This window comes from Arthrobacter sp. BG3 (genome assembly GCF_056680185.1).
The window spans coordinates 1-18,167 of the sequence record NZ_JBWXPT010000002.1 but is presented as its reverse complement, the minus strand read 5'-3'; the positions used below and the strand labels follow the sequence as shown (position 1 = coordinate 18,167).

The following is an 18,167-nucleotide window of genomic DNA, read 5'->3' as shown; positions in this document are numbered from 1 at the left end:
GTTCGCTGACGCTGATGTCGGAGTTGCTGAGGGCCGGACGCAGGAGCCCGCTCTGGCCGTGGCTCAAGTTCCGCGGGAGGGTCCGGAGATGGTCCGCTTGTCCCAGTCATGGAGATGTCCGGGCGAAGCCGCAGATGGCGCGCGCCCGCCGGCTTGGATTCCGCGCCGATTGACCTCAGCGGCCAGCCGGCGCCATAAAGGGTCTCGTGCGGCCGTCTATGCGTCAGGAGCTATTTCCGCTGCGCGTCCCGGGGAGTGTTCTCCGGCCCGCTGGCGGGCTGTCGGTGACGGTCGAAAAGTGAGCCATTCTGACGGTTGAAAACTGAGCCACCCGGTCCGAACGATTGGATGGGTGATCACAGTGGAAGATTGGGCACTGATACGGCGGTTGCATCTGGCCGAGGGTGAATCGATGAGGTCGATAGCGGCCCGGCTGGGTGTCTCGCGGAATACCGTCGCGAAGGCGGTGGCGTCCGGGAGTCCGCCGAAGTATGAGCGGGCGGCCGGGGACTCCGCGATCCGGGCCATCGAGCCGAAGATCCGGGCGCTGTTGAAGGACAATCCCAGGATGCCGGCGACGGTGATCGCCGAGCGGGTGGGCTGGTCCGGTTCCCCGGCCTGGTTTCGGGAGAACGTGGCACGGATCCGCCCCGAGTACGCACCGGCGGATCCTGCCGACCGGATCAGTTACGAGCCCGGGGACCAGATCCAGTGCGACCTGGTGTTCCCGGAGGCCAGGATTCCCTGCGGGCCCGGCAGGGAGCGGGTGTTCCCCGTGCTGGTGATGGTGTGTTCACACTCGCGGTTCATCATGGCCCGGATGATTCCATCCCGCACTACCGGGGACCTGCTGGCGGGGATGTGGGAACTGCTGGAGGGCCTGGGCGCGGTGCCGCGGCGGCTGGTCTGGGACAACGAAACGGGCATCGGCCGCGGCCGCCGGCTTGCGGCCGGCGTCCCGGCGTTCGCCGGGGTCCTCGCGACCAGGATCGTGCAGCTCAAACCCTATGATCCGGAGAGCAAAGGCATCGTGGAGCGGGCCAACGGTTACCTGGAAACCTCCTTCCTGCCCGGCCGGACCTTCGCCTCCCCGGAGGATTTCAACGCCCAGCTCAGTGGATGGCTGCCCGGGGCGAACCGCCGGCTGGTCCGGAACACCGGAGGACGTCCTGCGGAGCTGATCGGCGCCGACCGGGCCGCGATGCTGGCGCTGCCGCCGGTGCCACCGCTGACGGGATTCTCCTCCCGGGTCCGTCTGCCCCGGGACTACTACGTCCGGGTCGCGTCCAACGACTACTCGGTGAACCCGCCGGCCATCGGACGTTTCGTGGAGGTCCATGCGGATCTGGAGACAGTGCGGATCAGTTTCGAGGGACGGGACGCCGGGATTCACCGGCGGTCCTGGGGCAGGGGCCAGACCATCACCGACCCTGCCCACGTCGAGGCGGCAAGGGTACAACGGACAGCCTTCCAGAACGCCGCCGCGGCGCCGGAAGAATCCGGCCTGGACGCCGAGCTCCGCGATCTGGCCGACTACGACCGGGCGTTCGGTGTGGTCTTCGAAGACGGGCAGGTCCTCCCATGACCGGGGACAGGGAGATTTCCGGGCAGATCGAGTACTACGCCCGGGCCATGAAGGCACCGCGGATCCGCGAGTCAGCGGCCCGCCTGGCCGACCAGGCGCGCGAGGCCGGCTGGTCCCACGAGGAATACCTGGCCGCCGTGCTCTCCCGGGAAGTTGCGGCCAGGGAAGCCTCCGGCGCGGAAACCCGGGCCCGGGGTGCAGGATTTCCGGCCAGGAAGTCACTGGAGGACTTCAATTTCGACCACCAACCCGGGCTGAAACGGGAACTGATCGCCCACCTGGCGACCGGCGCGTTCCTGGCCGAGGCCTCCAATGTGGTGCTCCTGGGACCGCCAGGGACCGGGAAAACCCATCTGGCCACCGCGCTCGGCCTGCGGGCCACCCAGCTTGGCCACCGCGTCCTGTTCGCGACCGCAACAGGATGGGTGACCCGGCTGCAGGGCGCGCACCAGGCCGGCCGTCTGCCCTCAGAACTCATCCGGCTCCGGCGCTACGGTTTGATCATCGTCGACGAGGTCGGCTATATCCCGTTCGAACAGGACGCCGCGAACCTGTTCTTCCAGCTCGTGTCCTCACGCTATGAACATGCCTCGCTGATCCTGACCTCAAACCTGAGCTTCGCCCGCTGGGGCGATGTCTTCGGGGACCAGGTCGTCGCCTCCGCGATGATCGACCGCATCGTCCACCACGCTGAGGTCGTCACCCTCAAGGGCTCCAGTTACCGGCTCAGGAACCACCAGATCGAGTCCCTGCCCTCGACAAGACCGGAAAATACGGCAGAATAATTTCGTCAACGTGGCTCAGTTTTCACCCCACGAAACGGCTCACTTTTCGACCAGCACTGACACGGGCCTGCTGGAGATGGTGTGCAAGCTTTGCTTCAGCGTCCGCGCGCCGTTGCCAGATGGTCCGCAGCCGGTGTGTGGTGAGGTCCCCGCGGTGCGTCTGGTGTCCCGCCCGCTGTGCCCCCTGGGACCCGGCGGCGCCCGGTCCAGGTTCAGTGTGTGCGTTCATGACCGAATGTTCCCACACGAAGTCCTGGTCCAAAAGGCACAAAATGGCAACGTCGCGGGCTCCGGAAAGACGACGGTGGGCACCTCGGCCGCCGCCGCCGCCATCCGGCCGCTCCCGGTGGTTCGCCGCCAGCTAGCCGAAGTCCCGCCGAATGTCGCGGTACCTGATGTTCCGGGGCGGCTTTTCCCCGGTCGCATCATGGCCACAGGGAGGGCCGCGCCGCAGGAGCCCGCGGGGCTATCCTGACGGTATGAACCCCACGGCCCGGCCACACCCTCCGGCGCATCGCCCTCGGTGCAGTTTCAGCAGCGGCCACGCCCGAGTGGTCGGGTAGGTTCGGCGCGGGTGTGGTCCGACGGTCCGCTCGTGATCGGCATTCCCTGGCTGCCCTCAGCGATGACGATCCGGAAAGGTGCAGACCTGGCGCAGAGGCTGAATGTACACCTCGTTTGCGCTTTCGTGGACCCGGAAAGCTACCTCACGGAGTGGGGACCCGCCGAATCACTCCTGGGCGTTTCCCTTGACCCGGCACCCAAAGAAGACTCGGAATTCCCGTCCTCAGCCATCCTGGACCGGCTCCAGAACGTTCTCGGGCCGCCCGGGCAGGACTGGAGTTTCAGGGCGCTCAACGGAGACGTTCCCCGGGCCCTGACCCGCCTGGCCGAAAGCACGGCTGCGTCGATGCTCATGGTCGGTGGCCCCAGGCCCGGCCGACTGGCCGGCATAGTCCGGCTCGTGGAAGGATCCATCAGCATGTCCCTCATCCGCCTGCAGCCCAGACCGGTTGTCGTAGTGCCCCACACCGACTCCTGATAGGGCGGCAGGCCCGACGTGTTCCACCGTCAACCGGTCCTTGATTGCCATGGGCCGACGCCAAGGCAAAGGAGCCTTTCCTCCGGTCGTTAACGAGGCTGTTGGACGCAGGCGCAGTGCCTGGGATCAGCTCCAGAGCGGCCTGGAGGACGGCATCGACATTGTTTTCCTGCTGCAACTCGCTGGCTGGCAAGCTCGTTGAGTTGAGTGGCCATCAGGGAGCTGGCCGGGCGCTCTCGGTTTGGTTGCCGCTTCCCTCGACTTGCTTCGGGCTCACTTCTGGCTTCCGCTGCTCGTGTCCAGAGCCTGGTTCTTCACTGGTTCGGGGAGGGCCTGTAGGTGTTCGTCGGTTCCCTCGCGGAGGCTGACGCGGGCCCCGGGTACACCGATCAAGGTGACGTGTGACCCGTCGGTTGCTTCCAGATCCAGATGGACCGTGCTTCCGCGGAGTTCTGTGGACAGGACGGCGAAGCTCATATCCGCCAGCCGCAGGACGTTTCCCTCGTGGACTTCTCGGAGCCGGTGCTTGATGGTGGGCCGGGATTGTGCGTGTTTCTTCATTGTCATGGACCTCGTCGGGGTTGCAGCGGACGGAGTTGGCTCGATCCGCGTGGGTCTGCTGGCCGGACCTCATCTCGGGGAGGTCCGGCCAGCAGCCTGTGCTCTAAGCCCGGCTTCTCCGGCCGGCAACGGCGCCGTAGATCAGGAGAACAATGACAGCACCCAGGATGGAGAGGAGCCAGGTCCGAAGATCGAAGAAGTCACCGAGCCCACCGCCGAAGATCAGTGAACCGATCCAGCCTCCGAGGATTGCGCCGACGACGCCGATAACCAGCGTGATCACCCAGCCACCTCCCTGGGTACCGGGAAGGATCGCCTTGGCGATGGCGCCGGCGATCAGACCAAGAATGAGAAACGCCAGAAAACCCATGACTGCACATCCTTTCGATTCACGGCCGTGGAAGGCGGCCGTTAAGATGGTTCTATCAGCATGCTTATTACCACGCAATGGCCCGGGCCGGCCATTGAGGATCTGCCGGGGGATGGCAGATGCGGAGCCTTCGCGGGATTAGCGGGTAGGTCGATCCTTTCGTCGGATGCCCTTACCGGTTGCCGGGCTGGTGATGTGGGGGTGGGTTTAGTCCGGAGAGTGGACCTCTCACCGGGCCCGTGGGGCACAATAAGCCCATGTGCGGCAGATATGTGATGTCCAAAGCCACTGGCGATCTCCTCAGTCATTTCGGGGCCAGGCAGGTCGAGGGGAACCCGCCCCCGCCAAGCTGGAATGTGGCCCCCACCCAGGACGTGCCCATTATCGCTGAGAAGCTGGACGATGACGGGATCGACCGCCGGCTGTTGATCGCACGCTGGGGCCTGGTTCCGTCCTGGGCCAAGGACATCAAGATCGGCTCGCGGCTGATCAACGCCCGCAGTGAATCGATTTTGGACAAGCCCTCGTTCCGCAAGGCGGCCATCAAGCGCCGGGCACTGATTCCCGCGGAGGGATATTACGAGTGGCAGAAGACCGAGGACGGGAAGAAGATCCCGCATTACCTCTACTCCGAAAAGGATGATGTGCTGGCCTTCGCCGGACTGTACGAGTTCTGGCCCGACCCCTCCCTCCCGCAGGATGACCCGCACCGGTGGCTGCTCAGCTGCACCGTGTTGACGACCACGGCGCATGATTCCCTCGGCCACGTCCACGACCGGGCACCCCTCATCATTCCCCCCGAGTTGTATGCCCGGTGGCTGGACCCGGAAACAACGGACAAGGACACAGTGCAGGAGCTGCTCGAAGCCATCCCGGAGCCGGTCCTGACCCCCAGGGTGGTCACCGACCGGGTCAACAGCGTCCGCAACAACGGCCCGGAACTCATTGACCCGGCTCCCTAAGAAGTCAGGTTTTGCCCGTCTCCGGGATGAAGGCTCCCCGTGCGCGGAGCAATGGAGGCGGCAGGTGCTTCAGGAGCGTCAGGGTTCTGGCCCCTTCCCCAGGTCGTGACGGTTCAGCCGGGGTAGTTACGGGTGCGGGAAGTCATTGTTTGTCAGCCCAGCGCTCGTGGGCGGACTGCCGGCTGATGCCGACGGCGCGGCCAATGTCCGCCCAGGTCGCTCCCGCGGCCTTCGCGGCGGCGACGGTCTTGTCCAGCCGGTGCCCGGCCTGGGTGTATTCGCGCGCTGCGGCCTCCACGCCGGCTACAGCGTCCAGCGGTGCGAGGTGGGCTTTCCATTCCTCGTGGATGGCGTTTTCTACCTCGCTGGAAGCGTCCGCGTAATCATCGGGTGAGAGGTACTCACGGCGGCGGCTGAAGTCGGCCGCGGCAGGGGAGGTGACACGCACCCACAGCTGGCCTTGCCATCCGCATTCGCAGGCTCCGCACCAGCCGATGATCTCGTTGTTCGGGACTACTTCGTAACCGGGCAGCATCCTGTCCGGCCTGTATCGGCCGGTGATGCCTTTGACGAGCATTCCTTCGCCAGTCGATGATGCGGAGAGCCGGCCATCGGGTGCGACGGCGGCCGCCCACCCTTCGTGTTTGTTGTCGTTCGATATCCAGCCCATAGCGCTCACTCTCCTGTCAGGTTATCCTGACGATGAGTATGTCAGGGACCCCTGACCATGACCAGAGCAATGCCTGTTCGACACAACGCCCGTGTCGAGGGCAGCCTCGCTCCCGGCCGGAGCAGTCCCGCGCCAGGGTCTACCGGAAGCTTCCTGGACCAAGGGCCGATCCCGCGACGAGCCGTGCCCCGCGTCCCTAAAGCCGGGGCAGAGCGCCGTGCTTGTAGGCGCGGGTTAGGATCAGGCATGCCTCACAGCTCCAAGTCTCAACTGGCTCGTCGTAATCAGCGGCGCGCGTCACCCCGGGTGACATCTACCAAAGCCGTGAAGCGTGAACCGGTGCGTTTGAGCACGAAGGTCTTCTGGATTATTTCCGCAGTCATCTATGCGGCGTCCCTACTGGTGCCCGCAACTATGGGTTTCGGGACGTGGATGCAGGTGGACATCATTTTGGTTCCATTCCTGGCTCTCATCGCTTTCCCCGTGATACTGGGAGATCAGACACCTGACGGCAGTATTCCCAGTTCCCAATACAGCGACGGCGGAGGGCCGGACTGCAGCAGCGGCAGTGGAGACTACTGCTGACCAGTACTCGGCGCCGCCCTCCATCTGGCAGGGATGCTTCACCTCCTGATCAGAGGAGACAGCGCCTCCGGTCACCCCAGCTATTACGGGAACCGGGAAACGAGTGACACAGCGTTCCTGTTCCTCGCCGCAACCCTCGGGCTGTATGTCGGGGCCGGCATTCTCGTGGGACGTGGGGTCCGAAAAGCCCATCTTGCTCCAGGGCTACGCGCCGACGGTTACTTCCCAGAGGTGCGCGAAGCGTCACCGGAAACAACATAAATGCAGGCAGGTCGTTAGGCGAACTTCCGGCATCGGAGGCCCAAGTGCCTGGACTTGCCGGAGGCTTACCCGCCCCGACCCAAGTCGGGCGATAGTGTGTGGCGCAGCGGCCCGTGGCGGCCGGCAGATCAACCGAAGGAACACCCATGGCAGGCAAGTTCGAGGTCTACAAAGACAAATCCGGTGGCTACCGGTTCCGCCTCAAAGCCGGCAACGGCGAAGTGATTGCCTCATCGGAGAGCTACAAGTCCAAGGCCAGCGCCATGAACGGCATCGAGTCTGTGAAGAAAAACGCCGGCGCTGACATCGTGGACCTCACCGAGGAATCCTGACCGAAGCCCACAGTGTACGAAGGAACCCGGCTGCCTTTGAATGGGTGGCCGGTTCCTTCGTCTTTAGCGTGGCCCCGACAAAGGAACTACCGAAGGTTCAGACGATCAACGGGGGGACAGGTTGTACGCCAATGGGGACAGCCCGAGCTGCGCGGACGGCTCCGCCTGACCCCAGTGGGCACAACCCGGCGGACCCCGTGGCGGCCCTGAGTCAGGTTCGTGGACGGTCCGCTCGGCTCCACGCGGCGGCATAAACCAGGGCATCTATGGCCCCGGACGCGCTCCGTAGATCTGGTTGACAGGGGGAAAGTGGTGCTCTTAAATTCTTAGTGTTCTAGGAACGTTTCCGGGCTGGTCATGCTTCACCTTCATGCTGTTGCTTGTTTCATTTGAGCGGCCATGCCGCCAGGATGCAGGAGGCCACGATGACGAAGACACCACTGGAAGATTTCCTCACTGAGTGCGTCGCCGTAGATCCGGACGGCGGTCTCAGCGTGGAGGAACTGTACGGCTTGTACCTGAGCTGGTGCGGGCTCGAAGGGGTTGCCCCCTTGGGCAGCAGGGCGTTCAGAGCCGGGTTGCGCGCAGCCAATGTCCCCATTGAAAACCGTGGAAGACGGTGTCCGGGTCTGAGGATGACCGGCCCCGCAGCGTGCGACTACCTGGTCCACCGCGAACTGCCGCTCGCCGTGCTGGAAGCCCCTGCCGGACGTCCCCAACTGACCTCACACAGGGCCCCTGAACCCGCCGCGCCGCTTCCCGGCCGCCGGACCGGGGGAATCCAGGGCGTCGTGCCGGCTGCCTGACGAGCCCCGGCCCGGTCATTGACGCCATGTCTCCGGGACTCGTACCCGGTTTGATCGCCCGCTGGCGGCCGCGCGGTAGTTGGCGGGCGTATGAGGAAGCCTCCGCGCGAGTCCAGGGACTCAAGCGCGGAGGCTCCCGGTTCTCCAAGCTGGGGGGACTGGAGAGCCGATCTGATTCTACAGGCAGCAGTGACGTCATGACCGCTGGTCCACGGTGGGAGCCCCGATGTTCCGGTCATGGCCGGGGAGGGCGGCCCCGAGTCCTGCCGGCCTGCCATCCGGGAACGGCGGCGTCGAGGAGTTTGACCTTCACAGGGTCGAGGTCCCGGCGGCGCCGTTTGTACCGCTGGGCGTGGATCCAGACTCCGAGGGTGTGTTCACGCTCTGAGTCATAGTCGTGGTGGCGTGGCCAGTCGTGGCCTTCCTGGCGGAACTCCACGAGTTCGGCCAAGCGGCCGTGCCATCTGGCTTCGTCTGCCATTTCCCGGCGGTTTTCGGCCCATCCCGGCACGTGGGCGAGGCCGTGGCTGTAGGCCGGGTCGAGGGATCCTTCGGCGGCTTCCCGCCGGCGCCCGGACAGCCAGCGCGCCATCGACCGTTCGTTCCGGTCGCCGGAGCGGCTTTCAGGGATTCGGCCTTCGGCCGAGATCCAGGCGATGACCTCTTCCATGCGGGCAAGGTCCGTGGGGGAGGGGTAAGGGACAGGTGCGGCCCCGGCGGCTGCGTGGTGTTCGGTTTCGAGTCCCGGGTCCTGGCGGCGGGCGATGACCAGGTGGTACCCGACGACGGCGGGATGAACGCGCACGAGTTCAGCGATGCGTTTCCGGCTCAGTCCGAGCCGGTACATCAGCACCCATTCCGCGTCAGGAGCGCGCCGCAACCGCCTGTCCATAATGGACCATCCTGCCACGGCCCTGCCCAGGCAGTAGAGGCGGCACCACGGGACCACAAACACTGCTTTCGGGCGTCCGCTGGCGCGGCCGGCTGCTGGGTCCAGTGCTGTCCGTCGCAGGGCTCCGGCCCGCCCTGGCCCTGTTCTGTCTACGACGCTTTTTTGGTTGCTGTCCTTCGGATTCTAGGCGTCCGCTCCACCCCGTCTAACGTGAAAATAGGGTGTCCCCGCGGTCTCGGCCGGTGTGGGTGAGGGGTTCCAGGGTGACGGTGTAGCCGAGTTCCTCGAGTTGTGTCACAGCCCGTGCCCGGGTGCGGGCCGGTTGGCGTTTGGCGTAGTAGTCCGGCCCGGGGTCCCGGTAAACCTCGCCGGTGGTGAGCATGTGCCAGACCGCAGTGAGGACGGAGTGCTCGACGGCGACGAGGGCCTTCATCGGTCCCCTGCGGGATTTGATGCGCCGGTATTTGGCGCCGAAGTATGTTGTCTGGGAGTGGGAGACCGCCATGGCCGCGGTGCCCAGCGCGCGTTTGAGGTAGCGGTTCCCGGGTCTGGTTTTGGTTGACTTGACCCGCCCGGCTGATTCGTTGGCCCCGGGAGCGGTCCCGCCCCAGGATGCGAGGTGCCCGGGGGTGGCAAAGACGGACATGTCCGCCCCGGTTTCGGCAATGATGACATCGGCGACGAGGCCGGAGACACCGGGGATGGTGGCCAGGAGTTCACGGGCGCCCTGAAAAGGGGCCATCAGCTCCTCAAGCCGGGCATCGACGCGTTGGAGGTCCTTGGTGTGGGCGTCGATCCGGTCCAGGAAAAGCCTGGCCATGAAGGCGTGGTGGTCATTGAAGCGTCCGGTGAGTGCTTCGATGAGGGCCGGTATCTTCGGGCGCATCCTCGTCTTCGCCAGGTCAGCGAGGACCCGCGGATCGTCCTGACCGCTGATCAGTGCCTCGAGCATGGCCCGTCCGGAGACCCCGGTGATGTCGGTGGCGACGGAGGAGAGCTTGATCCCGGAGTCCTCCAGCATCTTCTCCAGCCGCTGGATCTCGCGGGAGCGTTCATCGGTGATCGCTGTTCGGGCCCGGGTCAGGTCCCGGATCCGGCGGATATCGGCCGGCGGGACGAAACAGCCCCGGACCAGACCGTAAGCGCCGAGCTGCGCCAGCCAGGCAGCATCGGAAACGTCGGTCTTACGCCCGGGCAGATTCCGGGCATCGCGGGCATTGACCAGCTCCACGGTCAGCCCGGCGTCCTCGAGCAGGAAGTAGAACTGGCGCCAGTAATCACTCGTGGCCTCGATAATGACCAGTTGGACGTGTTCGGCGAGCAGATACTGCGCCAGTTCACGGACCTGGTTCGTCATTGCTGTCCACGTCGTGGTCTCCACGGTTACTCTTCCGCCGGGTCCGGTGACCCGCACGCACACCTTCGCGTCACGTTTGGAGACATCCAGTCCTGCGCACCGTTGACAGAGCACATCCATCCCACTCGCCTTCTCCCGTACCGCAATCGGATTCATGGCGTGTCCCGGAACGGAGGGCAAAAGATACAGAAATCTAACGTTCGTGCTCAAGGCAACAGTCCACGGTCCCCGTGGAAAAGGGCCCTCCACCACCAAGCTAATACACAGGCTCACAGGCACCAGCGAGTGATCAGGGTCGGATCCGGAACACCCCTCCAGTATCGTCCCGGCACCAGACCGCCGGAAGATGGACCTGCCGGACTCAAAGCCGCGGCAGCGCGCCTATTTCCCCCTCCCCGGAGGGACGCGGCAGCGGCCCTGAAAAGCTAATACGAAAGTAAGGGTGGTCAGGCTGCGTTGGCCGGGGTGATGGTGACATCGAAACCGAGGCTCTTGAGTTTGTTGATGGCGTTGTTCTTGGCTTTGATCGGGTCCAGGCGGGTGAAGTGATCAGCACCGGGTTCTGCGTAGCATTCGCCGTCGGCGAGCAGGCGCCAGGCCGCGGTGAGGATGGAGTGTTCGACGGCCACGGTGGCTTTCATGGGTCCGCGGCGGGCGGCGACGCGCCAGTATTTTGCGGCCAGGTAGGTGTCCTTGCTCCGGGAAGCGGACATCGCCGCGATGCCCAGGGCGCCTTTGAGGTATTTGTTGCCGGGCAGGATGTGGGCTGACTTGATCCGTCCGGCGGATTCGTTGGCGCCGGGACAGACGCCGGTCCAGGAAGCGAGCCGGCCGGGTGTTTCGAAGCGGGACATGTCCGCGCCTGTTTCGGCGATGATCACGTCGGCGACTTTGAGTGAGACTCCGGGGATGGTGGCCAGGAATTCCCTGGCGGCACGAAAGGGCTCCATCGCTTCCTCGATCCGCCCGGTGAGCGCGTCGATGATGCGCGACTGGGCATCGATCTGGTCCAGATGCAACCGGGCCATGAACGCGTGGTGTTTTTTGAAGCGGCCGGTGAGGGCCTCCACGAGCTCGGGGATTCTGGAGCGGAGGGTGCCTTTGGCGAGGCCGGCGAGGACCTCCGGGTCGCGTTCACCGCTGACGAGGGCTTCGAGCATCGCCCGGGACGAAACACCGGTGAGGTCCGAGACCACTGAGGAGAGCTTGATCCCGGAACCTTCCAGGAACTTCTCCAGGCGCTGGATCTCGCGGGTCCGGTCACGGGTGGCAATGGCCCGGGCCCTGGTCAGGTCCCGCAGTTCACGGATCGGTTCGGGCGGGACGAACGAGGCCCGAAGCAGCCCGTGCGCGCCCAGCTGAGCGAGCCAGGCCGCGTCAGAGACGTCGGTTTTGCGGCCCGGGATGTTCCTTGCGGCCTTGGCGTTGACCAGCATCACCGGCAGCGTTTCTTCGAGGAGATAGAAGAAGGGTTTCCAGTAATCGCTCGTGGCTTCCATGACGACCGTGGTGACGTGCTCGCGTTCCAGGAAGTCCCGCAGGGCAAGGATCTGGCCTGTGGTAGCGCCCCACGTTGTGACCGTGGAGGTGTAGGTTCCGGTTCGCTGCCCGGGCAGCCGGAGACAGACCTTCGCGTCGCGTTTGGAAATATCCAATCCGGCAGCCCGCTCGTGCACGATATCCATGACTGTTCCTCCTGACACCTTGACCTCGTTATGTCGGCGTCTGCCGAGGGGAGGACAGGGAAAACAGAGGAATCTAACACTCGTGCTCCAAAGGCAACAATCCACGGTTCCCGTGGAAGCCCTCCGCGCCACGCTAGCCCACAGGCTCAACCACAGCACCACAGACGGGCCGGCGTCCACCGCGGCAGACACCTCCATGATCCGCCCGAAACCTCATCCGCGGCCAGAGCCCGGGGCGAGGCAACCGCATACTTTCTCCCACCACGGCGCGACAGCGACGCTGGACCGCTAGCCCCTCCTTCGTCGGGGCCTGCAGTGCAGGAAGTTCCCTCCGGCGCTCCTGCGTCGCTGATTCCCTCCAGGAATTTCCTCCCCCTTGCCCTGCGGGTAGACAGGGCTCCGTCGGCCGCCAAGCAAGCGAGCTTGCCAGCAACCAAAAAACAACGGGGGAGAAGGGGAAGCTGGCCGGTCACCTGAGCCGCCCCACCCACCGGAATCCTCTGCAAAAGGAGCAACACCATGATTGAAAAGATCAACCTCAACGGTCCCGCTGACCTGCTGGCGACCATCCCGCACCTGCTGGGTATTACGCCCTCGGAATCGTTCGTGGTTCTCACCGCCCATGTCGGTGCCCTCGGCGCGACCCTGCGGGTGGATGCCCCCGAACACGTCGAGCCGGTCAACTACGCGCAGACCCTGACCAGCCACGCCGCCAACGATGAGAAGGCAACGGCGTCCTACGTTGTCGTCTACACCGACGAGAACCAGGACAGCTACCCCTATGCCGCACACGTCGCCGCGCTGGTGTCCGAGCTGGCCGCAGCCCGGATGCCCGTGCGGAACGTCTGGCTGGTGACCTCCAGCTACTGGACGGAATTCGGCGCGGACGAGGAGCACCCGCTGGCGCAGATCACCGACAGCCACGCCAACGCGACGTTTACGTTCTTCGGGTCCGCCACGGACATCGACGTCTACAACCCCGCCCTGCTGGGCACCTGGGCCATGCCGGTGGACGCACCCGAAGGCACGGAGGCGGACATCGAGGAAGCCTGCGCCGCGTGGGCGGCCGTGCTGGACAGCACCGGGACCCCGGACAGCGAGACGGCCCGGCGCATCGCGGGGTCCTTCCAGCACAAGATGGTCCGGGACTTCCTGTTCCGCGAGACCATCACCACCCAGAACGGCAACTTCGCGGATGTCATCCTCGGTACCTTCGCCGGACGCCCGGACTGGAACCGGGTGGACCGGGCCCAGTCCATCGCGTTCGAGCTGATGAAGGCGGTCCCGGCGGGCCAGCGCGCACCGATGCTGACTCTGATGGGGTGGCTGGAATGGCTCAAAGGCAACGGCACCCAGGCGGCCCGGTACCTCAAGCACGCGGACACGGACGCACCCGGGTTCCGGCTGGCAGGGCTCCTGCAGGAACTGATCAACCGTGGTTCAATCGCCGAGGTCGCCCGCGACCCGGAAACCTCCTACCAGCGCCACACCAACTAAACAGACACAGGGCCGGGCCGGGATCACCACGAGATCCCGGCCGGGCCTTTTTGCCGGTGGCGGGGCGGCCTCCCCCGCTTCGCTCCGCCGGCCGCCGGACGCTCGCGCGGGCGCAGCTCGGAACCCAGCTGGCGTGTAGAAACCACGGCTACAGTGAACCCCAGGAACACTGCACCGACCAGGAAGCGTGAGCATGGGAACCGAATACATCCTGACCGACGACGACAAGCCGGACGCCGAGCCCAGCCTCGCCGAGGACGTCGTCGAACTTCGTCTGCTCACCGCCGGCGAACCAACCGGGCCCGCGAACATCGGCTGGGCCCGGGAAAACCACAACCTCTAACGACCAGGCAGCGAGCCGCTGCCCACCCAAATTTCCTTTGCAGAGGGAAAACCCGGAAAGGCCGGCACTTCGGTGCCGGCCTTTCCTCAGGCCCGGGTTTGTGCCAACACCCGGCGCCACAACACGAATGCCGCCAGCCCATTCAGGACGGTAATGAAGACATCGCCCCCCGCTGGCCGGGCGATGACGAGATCGAGGACCACCAGCGCCAGCGCCCCCGCTGCGGCAACAGTGAACACCGCAGCCAGGACCCGCAGGTCCCGCGGAGATTCCATTCCCGCACGGCCCGGCGGCCATCACGCGGGGCCGGATCAGTCATGCCCCCACCCTACTCAGGAAGGGCATGCTCGCGGCGGTCCTGCGCGGCGAGGGCGTTTTTGAGGTTTTACTCCTGGACCGTTCATCCAGGGTTCGGTCCTGCGCTGTTTGCGGAAATTACGGCCTGGGTGAGCTGATTCCAAAACTTGGCTGCGCCGTCAGGCCAAACCAAGGCGAGAATATTCCTTGTATTCAGCGCCTTTGCCCATTTCTGCACGAGATCGTGGTGGAAAACGAACTCTTCCAGCGCAGTGGCGTCGGGCAGTGCCAGAGGTGTCAGGCCCGGCCGCTGTGGAAGCACGTCGATGGCAGACAGCAAGGATTCGAGGGTCCGCCTCGCTGACTCCGGTCCGCGGGTCTGCGCCGGCAGCGTTCCCGCGTCTTTGGCTTTGGATATCTGATGGCGCAAACTCCTGGTGTATGCCGCCCAGGTCCTGGCGCTTTCTGCGTCAACGATCAGGGCCCGGTCCGATGCGCCAGAAGCCGCCTTCCCGTAGGACGCGAATGTTGCGCGGCCGCTGAGTTTGGCGGAGTACATGGCCGCGTCTGCTTGTTCCAAGAGGACACGGGGATCAGCGTGGGGCGGTCCGACGGTGACCCCGATGCTGGCGCTTACGTTGAGATGTCTTCCCTCCAGGGCGAAAGGCACCGCGATTGCATCAAGTATCCGCTGGGCTACTGTCGTTCCCCGTTCCGCCGAGGAGCCGGGAAGAACGAGCGTGAATTCGTCTCCGCCGGTTCGGGCCGCGGTGTCGCCGGTTCTGATACAGGTCATGAGCCTCCGGGCTATTTCGACTAGCAGGGCGTCGCCGGCTGCGTGACCATGGGAGTCATTGACGGGCTTGAATCCATCAATATCTACGGCGATCACGAGCGTGGTCTCTTCTGCACTGACGGCGGCCTCCAGCCGTTCGTGAAGCAGAGATCGGTTCGCCAGGCCTGTCAGGGGATCGCGTTGGGCGAGTGCGGCGAGGCGGTCCAGAAGGATGCGCTCTTCCGCCCGGGCGCGTTCGTGGATGGTCCAGTGCATGACACTGGTGATGCAGGCGGCCAGGAACAAAGCGATGTGCACGAACACCCAGCCTGCCGCCTCATCCGATGTCCCGGGGTGTCCTGACAAATCCTGCGGAGCGAGGACGCCGAGGACTATGTGGTGGATGAGCACTGTGCCAATGGCAGCGGCGATGGGTGCCCAGTCTTCGTAGAGTGCTACGACGGGGACCATGATGAAGAACAGGAAGTGGGCTTCGACAGTTCCGGAGATGTGAACCGCTATGGCCGCGATGACCATGAGGGCCACGGCGGCCATGACGGTACGTGCCCGGTATGGGAGCGGGGACTTCCAGGCCGCCACAGCGATAAGGGCCGGGATGGCCCCCTCACCGATGGCGTGGGCGGTCGGTTCTCCTTGAAGGAGCGCGAAGACGATGACGGCCGCTGCCATGACCAGGCAGAACGAGATGATTTTCCGGTGCCGAAAGGCTTTCGCGCTTTCCGGGAGCCGCGATCCTCTGGGTAGGTTTCTATTTAGTATGTCTAGCCACTGCCGGATCACGGCTGCTCCTTTGGTCGGGCCACGGGCCCGTTGCTGCCCGCCTCGCGGTAACCGGACGCATTGCCGGCGCGGAGTTGCTCTTCGAGGACCGATGCATCCACGGGTCTGCCGAACAGGAATCCCTGGGCGCGTTCGCAGCCCATGGCAAGCAGTGCGTTCAGCTGTTCCGGTGTTTCAACACCCTCGGCCACAACGCGCAGTCCCATCCCTTGGCCAAGGCCGACAATACCGGCGATAAAACCAGAGGATCTGCCCTCCGCGAGCCGTGAGATGAACGACCTGTCGATCTTGACTTCGGTGACCGGGAGCCGGTGCAGCTGGGCCAGGGAGGAAAACCCGGTGCCGAAGTCATCGATCGAAATGCCAACTCCGGCGGACCGCAGGTCGCGCAGATTCTCGTCGTTGACCGCTGATTCGGACATTGCCTGAGATTCGGTGACTTCCAGGGTGAGTGCCGCTGCCGGGAACCCGGTTCGTATCAGGGTGTCGCGGACAAACGCCGGGAATCCCGTGCTACCGAGCTGGACTGCCGACACGTTGACAGCAATTTCGATCGGATAACCGGCGGCCCGCAAATGGGCGCCGGCACGGCAGGCCTGGGTGAGTACGTGGGCGCCGACTTCAGCGATCAGATTGCTGTCCTCGGCTAAGGGAATGAAGTCCCCAGGCGACAGCAGGCCAAGTTCGGGATGGTGCCATCGGACGAGAGCCTCAGCGGCGAGGATTTCGTGTGTCGCTACGTCGATTTGGGGCTGGAATTGCACCCGCAGTTCGCCGCGGGCTGCAGCGCCGCGCAGGTCCGTTTCGAGCCTGAGATAGTCTTTGCGCTGCACTTCCGGGGGCGTTTGGCCGCGGGCCCGCGCCTTGGACTGATACATCTCGAAATCCGCTTTCTCTAAGAGAAGGCGGGCTGATTCGGACTGTGAATCGGTTCCTTCGCCCGGGAGGGCACCGCTGACACTCGTTCCGATGGCGACATTAACGAAGACTTTCCTGCCCTCAACCTCGACGGGCTCGGTAAGGCTGGTCCGGACCCTGGCGGCTACGCGGTCGGCTTCCAACGGATTTTGGATGTCGGGCAGGAGGATGACGAACTCATCACCGCTGTAGCGGGCGACCGTGTCACGGTCGCGCACAGCAGTTCCGAGCCGGGCGGCGACGTGGCGGAGAACGCTGTCACCGGCGGCGTGGCCGAGGCTGTCGTTGATCCGCTTTAGCCGGTTGACATCGCAGAAGAGCAGGCCCACCCGGCGTCCATTCGGGCCGGCCTGTGCCAGTGCAGTTTCCAGACGGTTCTCCAGCAGCGCCCTGTTGGGGAGCCCGGTAAGCGGATCATGGAGGCACTGCCGTCGGGCGTCCTCTAGCAGCCGGATCTTCTCCAGGGACACCGCGGCCAGACCTGCCAGCCCGCCCAGGCGTTCGATAAGGGCGCCCTCCAGATTTCCCGGAGACTGCTCCACCCAGTGCGCGAGCACGACTCCAGCGAGCTGGTTCCCGGCCATGATCGGTACTGCCGCAAGTGCTGTGATGGCGAAGTCGGCGAGCATGCTCCGGGCCCAGTCCGAGCTTCTCCCGTCCAGCAGCAGCGGAGCGCTGCCGGCGAGCAACTCGGAAAGCTCAGGGCATTCCTCAGCGGTGGTCTGGAAATCGGCGAGTTGTTCCGCGAGGTCCCCGTGCCAGCCGCTCATCCCGGCGATCCGGAGTTCTCCTATGTCGCTATCCCAGAGGGCAATCGCGGAGCGGTCGGCCCCCGAAAGAGCAGGCACCGCATCGGCAATCGAACCGGCGAGTGCCTGCACCGTAGAATGCTGGGCCAGCGAACGCGAAACGTCGAGCAGCAGCTGCGCCGTTTCCCCGTGCTCCCGGGCCTCAGCGACAATCCCGGCAATGTCGAGACTGATGGCGGCGTGCCGTGCATAAGATGCGAGGGCATCTGTGTCTTCCGGGAAGAACTCCTGGCCGGGATGTGCCACCGCCGCCAGAACACCATAGAAATGCTTGGCGGAGGCGACAGGAACGCACAGCACCGGCAACCCCGTCAGAGCGCCGTCCATGGCCAGAGTCACTCCGTCCTCTTCGAGCTCGGCAGCCAGTACGGAGCCCGTACCGCGGATCCGTACATGGTGTCCTCCCGCAGGGAGCCGGACGGCCAACAGATGTCCTGGCGCGTGCACCGCGCTGTCCGCGCGCGCCAAAACCCGGTCGAGTACGTCCTGCAGAGGTGCGCTGCTGACCAGATCCGAAGCTGCCCCCTCCAGTGTGCGCAGCCGGTGCTCGGCGGTTGAGCGCCGGCCGGGCAACGGCTTCTCCGCCATGAGCTTCCCAAGCAGGAGGCGCAGACGCTGAAGGGGCGGTGGGGTCCATGTCACGTCGTAAATGCACTCCGGGGCGCCGTTGAGTTGGCAGATCGAGCCGTGCTCCACGAGTGCCGGGGCTAATCCAAAGAACACGGGTATCTGGGCGAGGAAACCAACGTTGGAGTCGCAGCCAATCCGGCTGGGTCCATACGGTGGGAGCACCTTCCACGCCAGCGATGCGGAATTTTTCTCTACCCACTCGCA

The 18,167-nt window shown here is 65.0% G+C and carries 17 protein-coding genes; 8 read left to right on the top strand and 9 right to left on the bottom strand.

The features are described 5' to 3' along the window. Nucleotides 1-352: 352 nt before the first annotated feature. From istA to AC1MFL_RS20420, 3 genes are all read left to right on the top strand, one after another. Nucleotides 353-1,585, top strand: coding sequence for an IS21 family transposase (gene istA, locus AC1MFL_RS20430; RefSeq protein WP_479815721.1), 1,233 nt, complete (start codon nucleotides 353-355; stop codon nucleotides 1,583-1,585). Beyond that, nucleotides 1,582-2,370 carry an IS21-like element helper ATPase IstB gene (gene istB / locus AC1MFL_RS20425; protein WP_479815719.1) on the top strand — a complete coding sequence of 263 codons (789 nt, stop codon included), beginning with the start codon at nucleotides 1,582-1,584 and terminating at the stop codon, nucleotides 2,368-2,370. The genes istA and istB overlap by 4 nt, the downstream gene beginning before the upstream one ends. 595 nt (nucleotides 2,371-2,965) lie before the next feature. Further along, entirely contained in the window at nucleotides 2,966-3,412 is a 447-nt protein-coding gene (locus AC1MFL_RS20420; protein WP_479815717.1) for a universal stress protein, read from the top strand. 273 nt (nucleotides 3,413-3,685) lie between these two features. On the opposite strand, the gene AC1MFL_RS20415 is transcribed toward AC1MFL_RS20420, so the two are convergent. Both AC1MFL_RS20415 and AC1MFL_RS20410 read right to left on the bottom strand, forming a co-directional pair. Continuing rightward, nucleotides 3,686-3,973, bottom strand: a complete 288-nt coding sequence (locus AC1MFL_RS20415; protein WP_479815715.1) for a hypothetical protein — start codon at nucleotides 3,971-3,973, stop codon at nucleotides 3,686-3,688. Between the two features lie 103 nt (nucleotides 3,974-4,076). Beyond that, nucleotides 4,077-4,343 carry a GlsB/YeaQ/YmgE family stress response membrane protein gene (locus AC1MFL_RS20410; RefSeq protein ID WP_479815713.1) on the bottom strand — a complete coding sequence of 89 codons (267 nt, stop codon included), beginning with the start codon at nucleotides 4,341-4,343 and terminating at the stop codon, nucleotides 4,077-4,079. A gap of 257 nt (nucleotides 4,344-4,600) precedes the next feature. Here AC1MFL_RS20410 and AC1MFL_RS20405 point away from each other — a divergent pair, with 257 nt between their 5' ends. Beyond that, nucleotides 4,601-5,305: an SOS response-associated peptidase gene (locus tag AC1MFL_RS20405; protein ID WP_479815711.1), complete on the top strand. Its 705-nt coding sequence runs from the start codon at nucleotides 4,601-4,603 to the stop codon at nucleotides 5,303-5,305. Nucleotides 5,306-5,447: 142 nt separating this feature from the next. Here AC1MFL_RS20405 and AC1MFL_RS20400 read toward each other — a convergent pair whose 3' ends face one another. Then, nucleotides 5,448-5,975: a hypothetical protein gene (locus AC1MFL_RS20400; protein ID WP_479815709.1), complete on the bottom strand. Its 528-nt coding sequence runs from the start codon at nucleotides 5,973-5,975 to the stop codon at nucleotides 5,448-5,450. A gap of 992 nt (nucleotides 5,976-6,967) precedes the next feature. On the opposite strand from AC1MFL_RS20400, the gene AC1MFL_RS20395 reads away from it, so the two are divergent. Both AC1MFL_RS20395 and AC1MFL_RS20390 read left to right on the top strand, forming a co-directional pair. Then, nucleotides 6,968-7,153 carry a YegP family protein gene (locus AC1MFL_RS20395; protein ID WP_479815707.1) on the top strand — a complete coding sequence of 62 codons (186 nt, stop codon included), beginning with the start codon at nucleotides 6,968-6,970 and terminating at the stop codon, nucleotides 7,151-7,153. Nucleotides 7,154-7,578: 425 nt separating this feature from the next. Next, nucleotides 7,579-7,959: a hypothetical protein gene (locus AC1MFL_RS20390; RefSeq protein WP_479815706.1), complete on the top strand. Its 381-nt coding sequence runs from the start codon at nucleotides 7,579-7,581 to the stop codon at nucleotides 7,957-7,959. 235 nt (nucleotides 7,960-8,194) lie between these two features. On the opposite strand, the gene AC1MFL_RS20385 is transcribed toward AC1MFL_RS20390, so the two are convergent. From AC1MFL_RS20385 to AC1MFL_RS20375, 3 genes are all read right to left on the bottom strand, one after another. Continuing rightward, a complete protein-coding gene (locus AC1MFL_RS20385; RefSeq protein ID WP_479815704.1) occupies nucleotides 8,195-8,851 on the bottom strand; it encodes a helicase associated domain-containing protein in 657 nt (218 codons plus the stop codon). 205 nt (nucleotides 8,852-9,056) lie between these two features. Continuing rightward, complete coding sequence (locus AC1MFL_RS20380; RefSeq protein WP_479812409.1) at nucleotides 9,057-10,328, bottom strand: IS110 family RNA-guided transposase; 1,272 nt, start codon at nucleotides 10,326-10,328, stop codon at nucleotides 9,057-9,059. A gap of 326 nt (nucleotides 10,329-10,654) precedes the next feature. Next, a complete protein-coding gene (locus tag AC1MFL_RS20375) occupies nucleotides 10,655-11,893 on the bottom strand; it encodes an IS110 family RNA-guided transposase (RefSeq protein WP_479815702.1) in 1,239 nt (412 codons plus the stop codon). Nucleotides 11,894-12,412: 519 nt separating this feature from the next. On the opposite strand from AC1MFL_RS20375, the gene AC1MFL_RS20370 reads away from it, so the two are divergent. Next, nucleotides 12,413-13,390, top strand: coding sequence for a DUF4192 domain-containing protein (locus tag AC1MFL_RS20370; RefSeq protein WP_479815700.1), 978 nt, complete (start codon nucleotides 12,413-12,415; stop codon nucleotides 13,388-13,390). Nucleotides 13,391-13,583: 193 nt separating this feature from the next. After that, nucleotides 13,584-13,733: a hypothetical protein gene (locus AC1MFL_RS20365; protein ID WP_479815698.1), complete on the top strand. Its 150-nt coding sequence runs from the start codon at nucleotides 13,584-13,586 to the stop codon at nucleotides 13,731-13,733. A gap of 86 nt (nucleotides 13,734-13,819) precedes the next feature. Here the strand turns inward: AC1MFL_RS20365 and AC1MFL_RS20360 are convergent, their stop codons facing one another. From AC1MFL_RS20360 to AC1MFL_RS20350, 3 genes are all read right to left on the bottom strand, one after another. Further along, the gene (locus AC1MFL_RS20360; RefSeq protein WP_479815697.1) at nucleotides 13,820-14,008 is read right to left on the bottom strand and encodes a hypothetical protein; all 189 of its coding nucleotides are present in this window, start codon (nucleotides 14,006-14,008) and stop codon (nucleotides 13,820-13,822) included. A 125-nt stretch (nucleotides 14,009-14,133) separates the two neighbouring features. After that, a complete protein-coding gene (locus tag AC1MFL_RS20355) occupies nucleotides 14,134-15,342 on the bottom strand; it encodes a diguanylate cyclase domain-containing protein (protein ID WP_479815930.1) in 1,209 nt (402 codons plus the stop codon). Nucleotides 15,343-15,602: 260 nt separating this feature from the next. Continuing rightward, nucleotides 15,603-17,975: a putative bifunctional diguanylate cyclase/phosphodiesterase gene (locus AC1MFL_RS20350; RefSeq protein ID WP_479815694.1), complete on the bottom strand. Its 2,373-nt coding sequence runs from the start codon at nucleotides 17,973-17,975 to the stop codon at nucleotides 15,603-15,605. Nucleotides 17,976-18,167 lie beyond the last annotated feature (192 nt).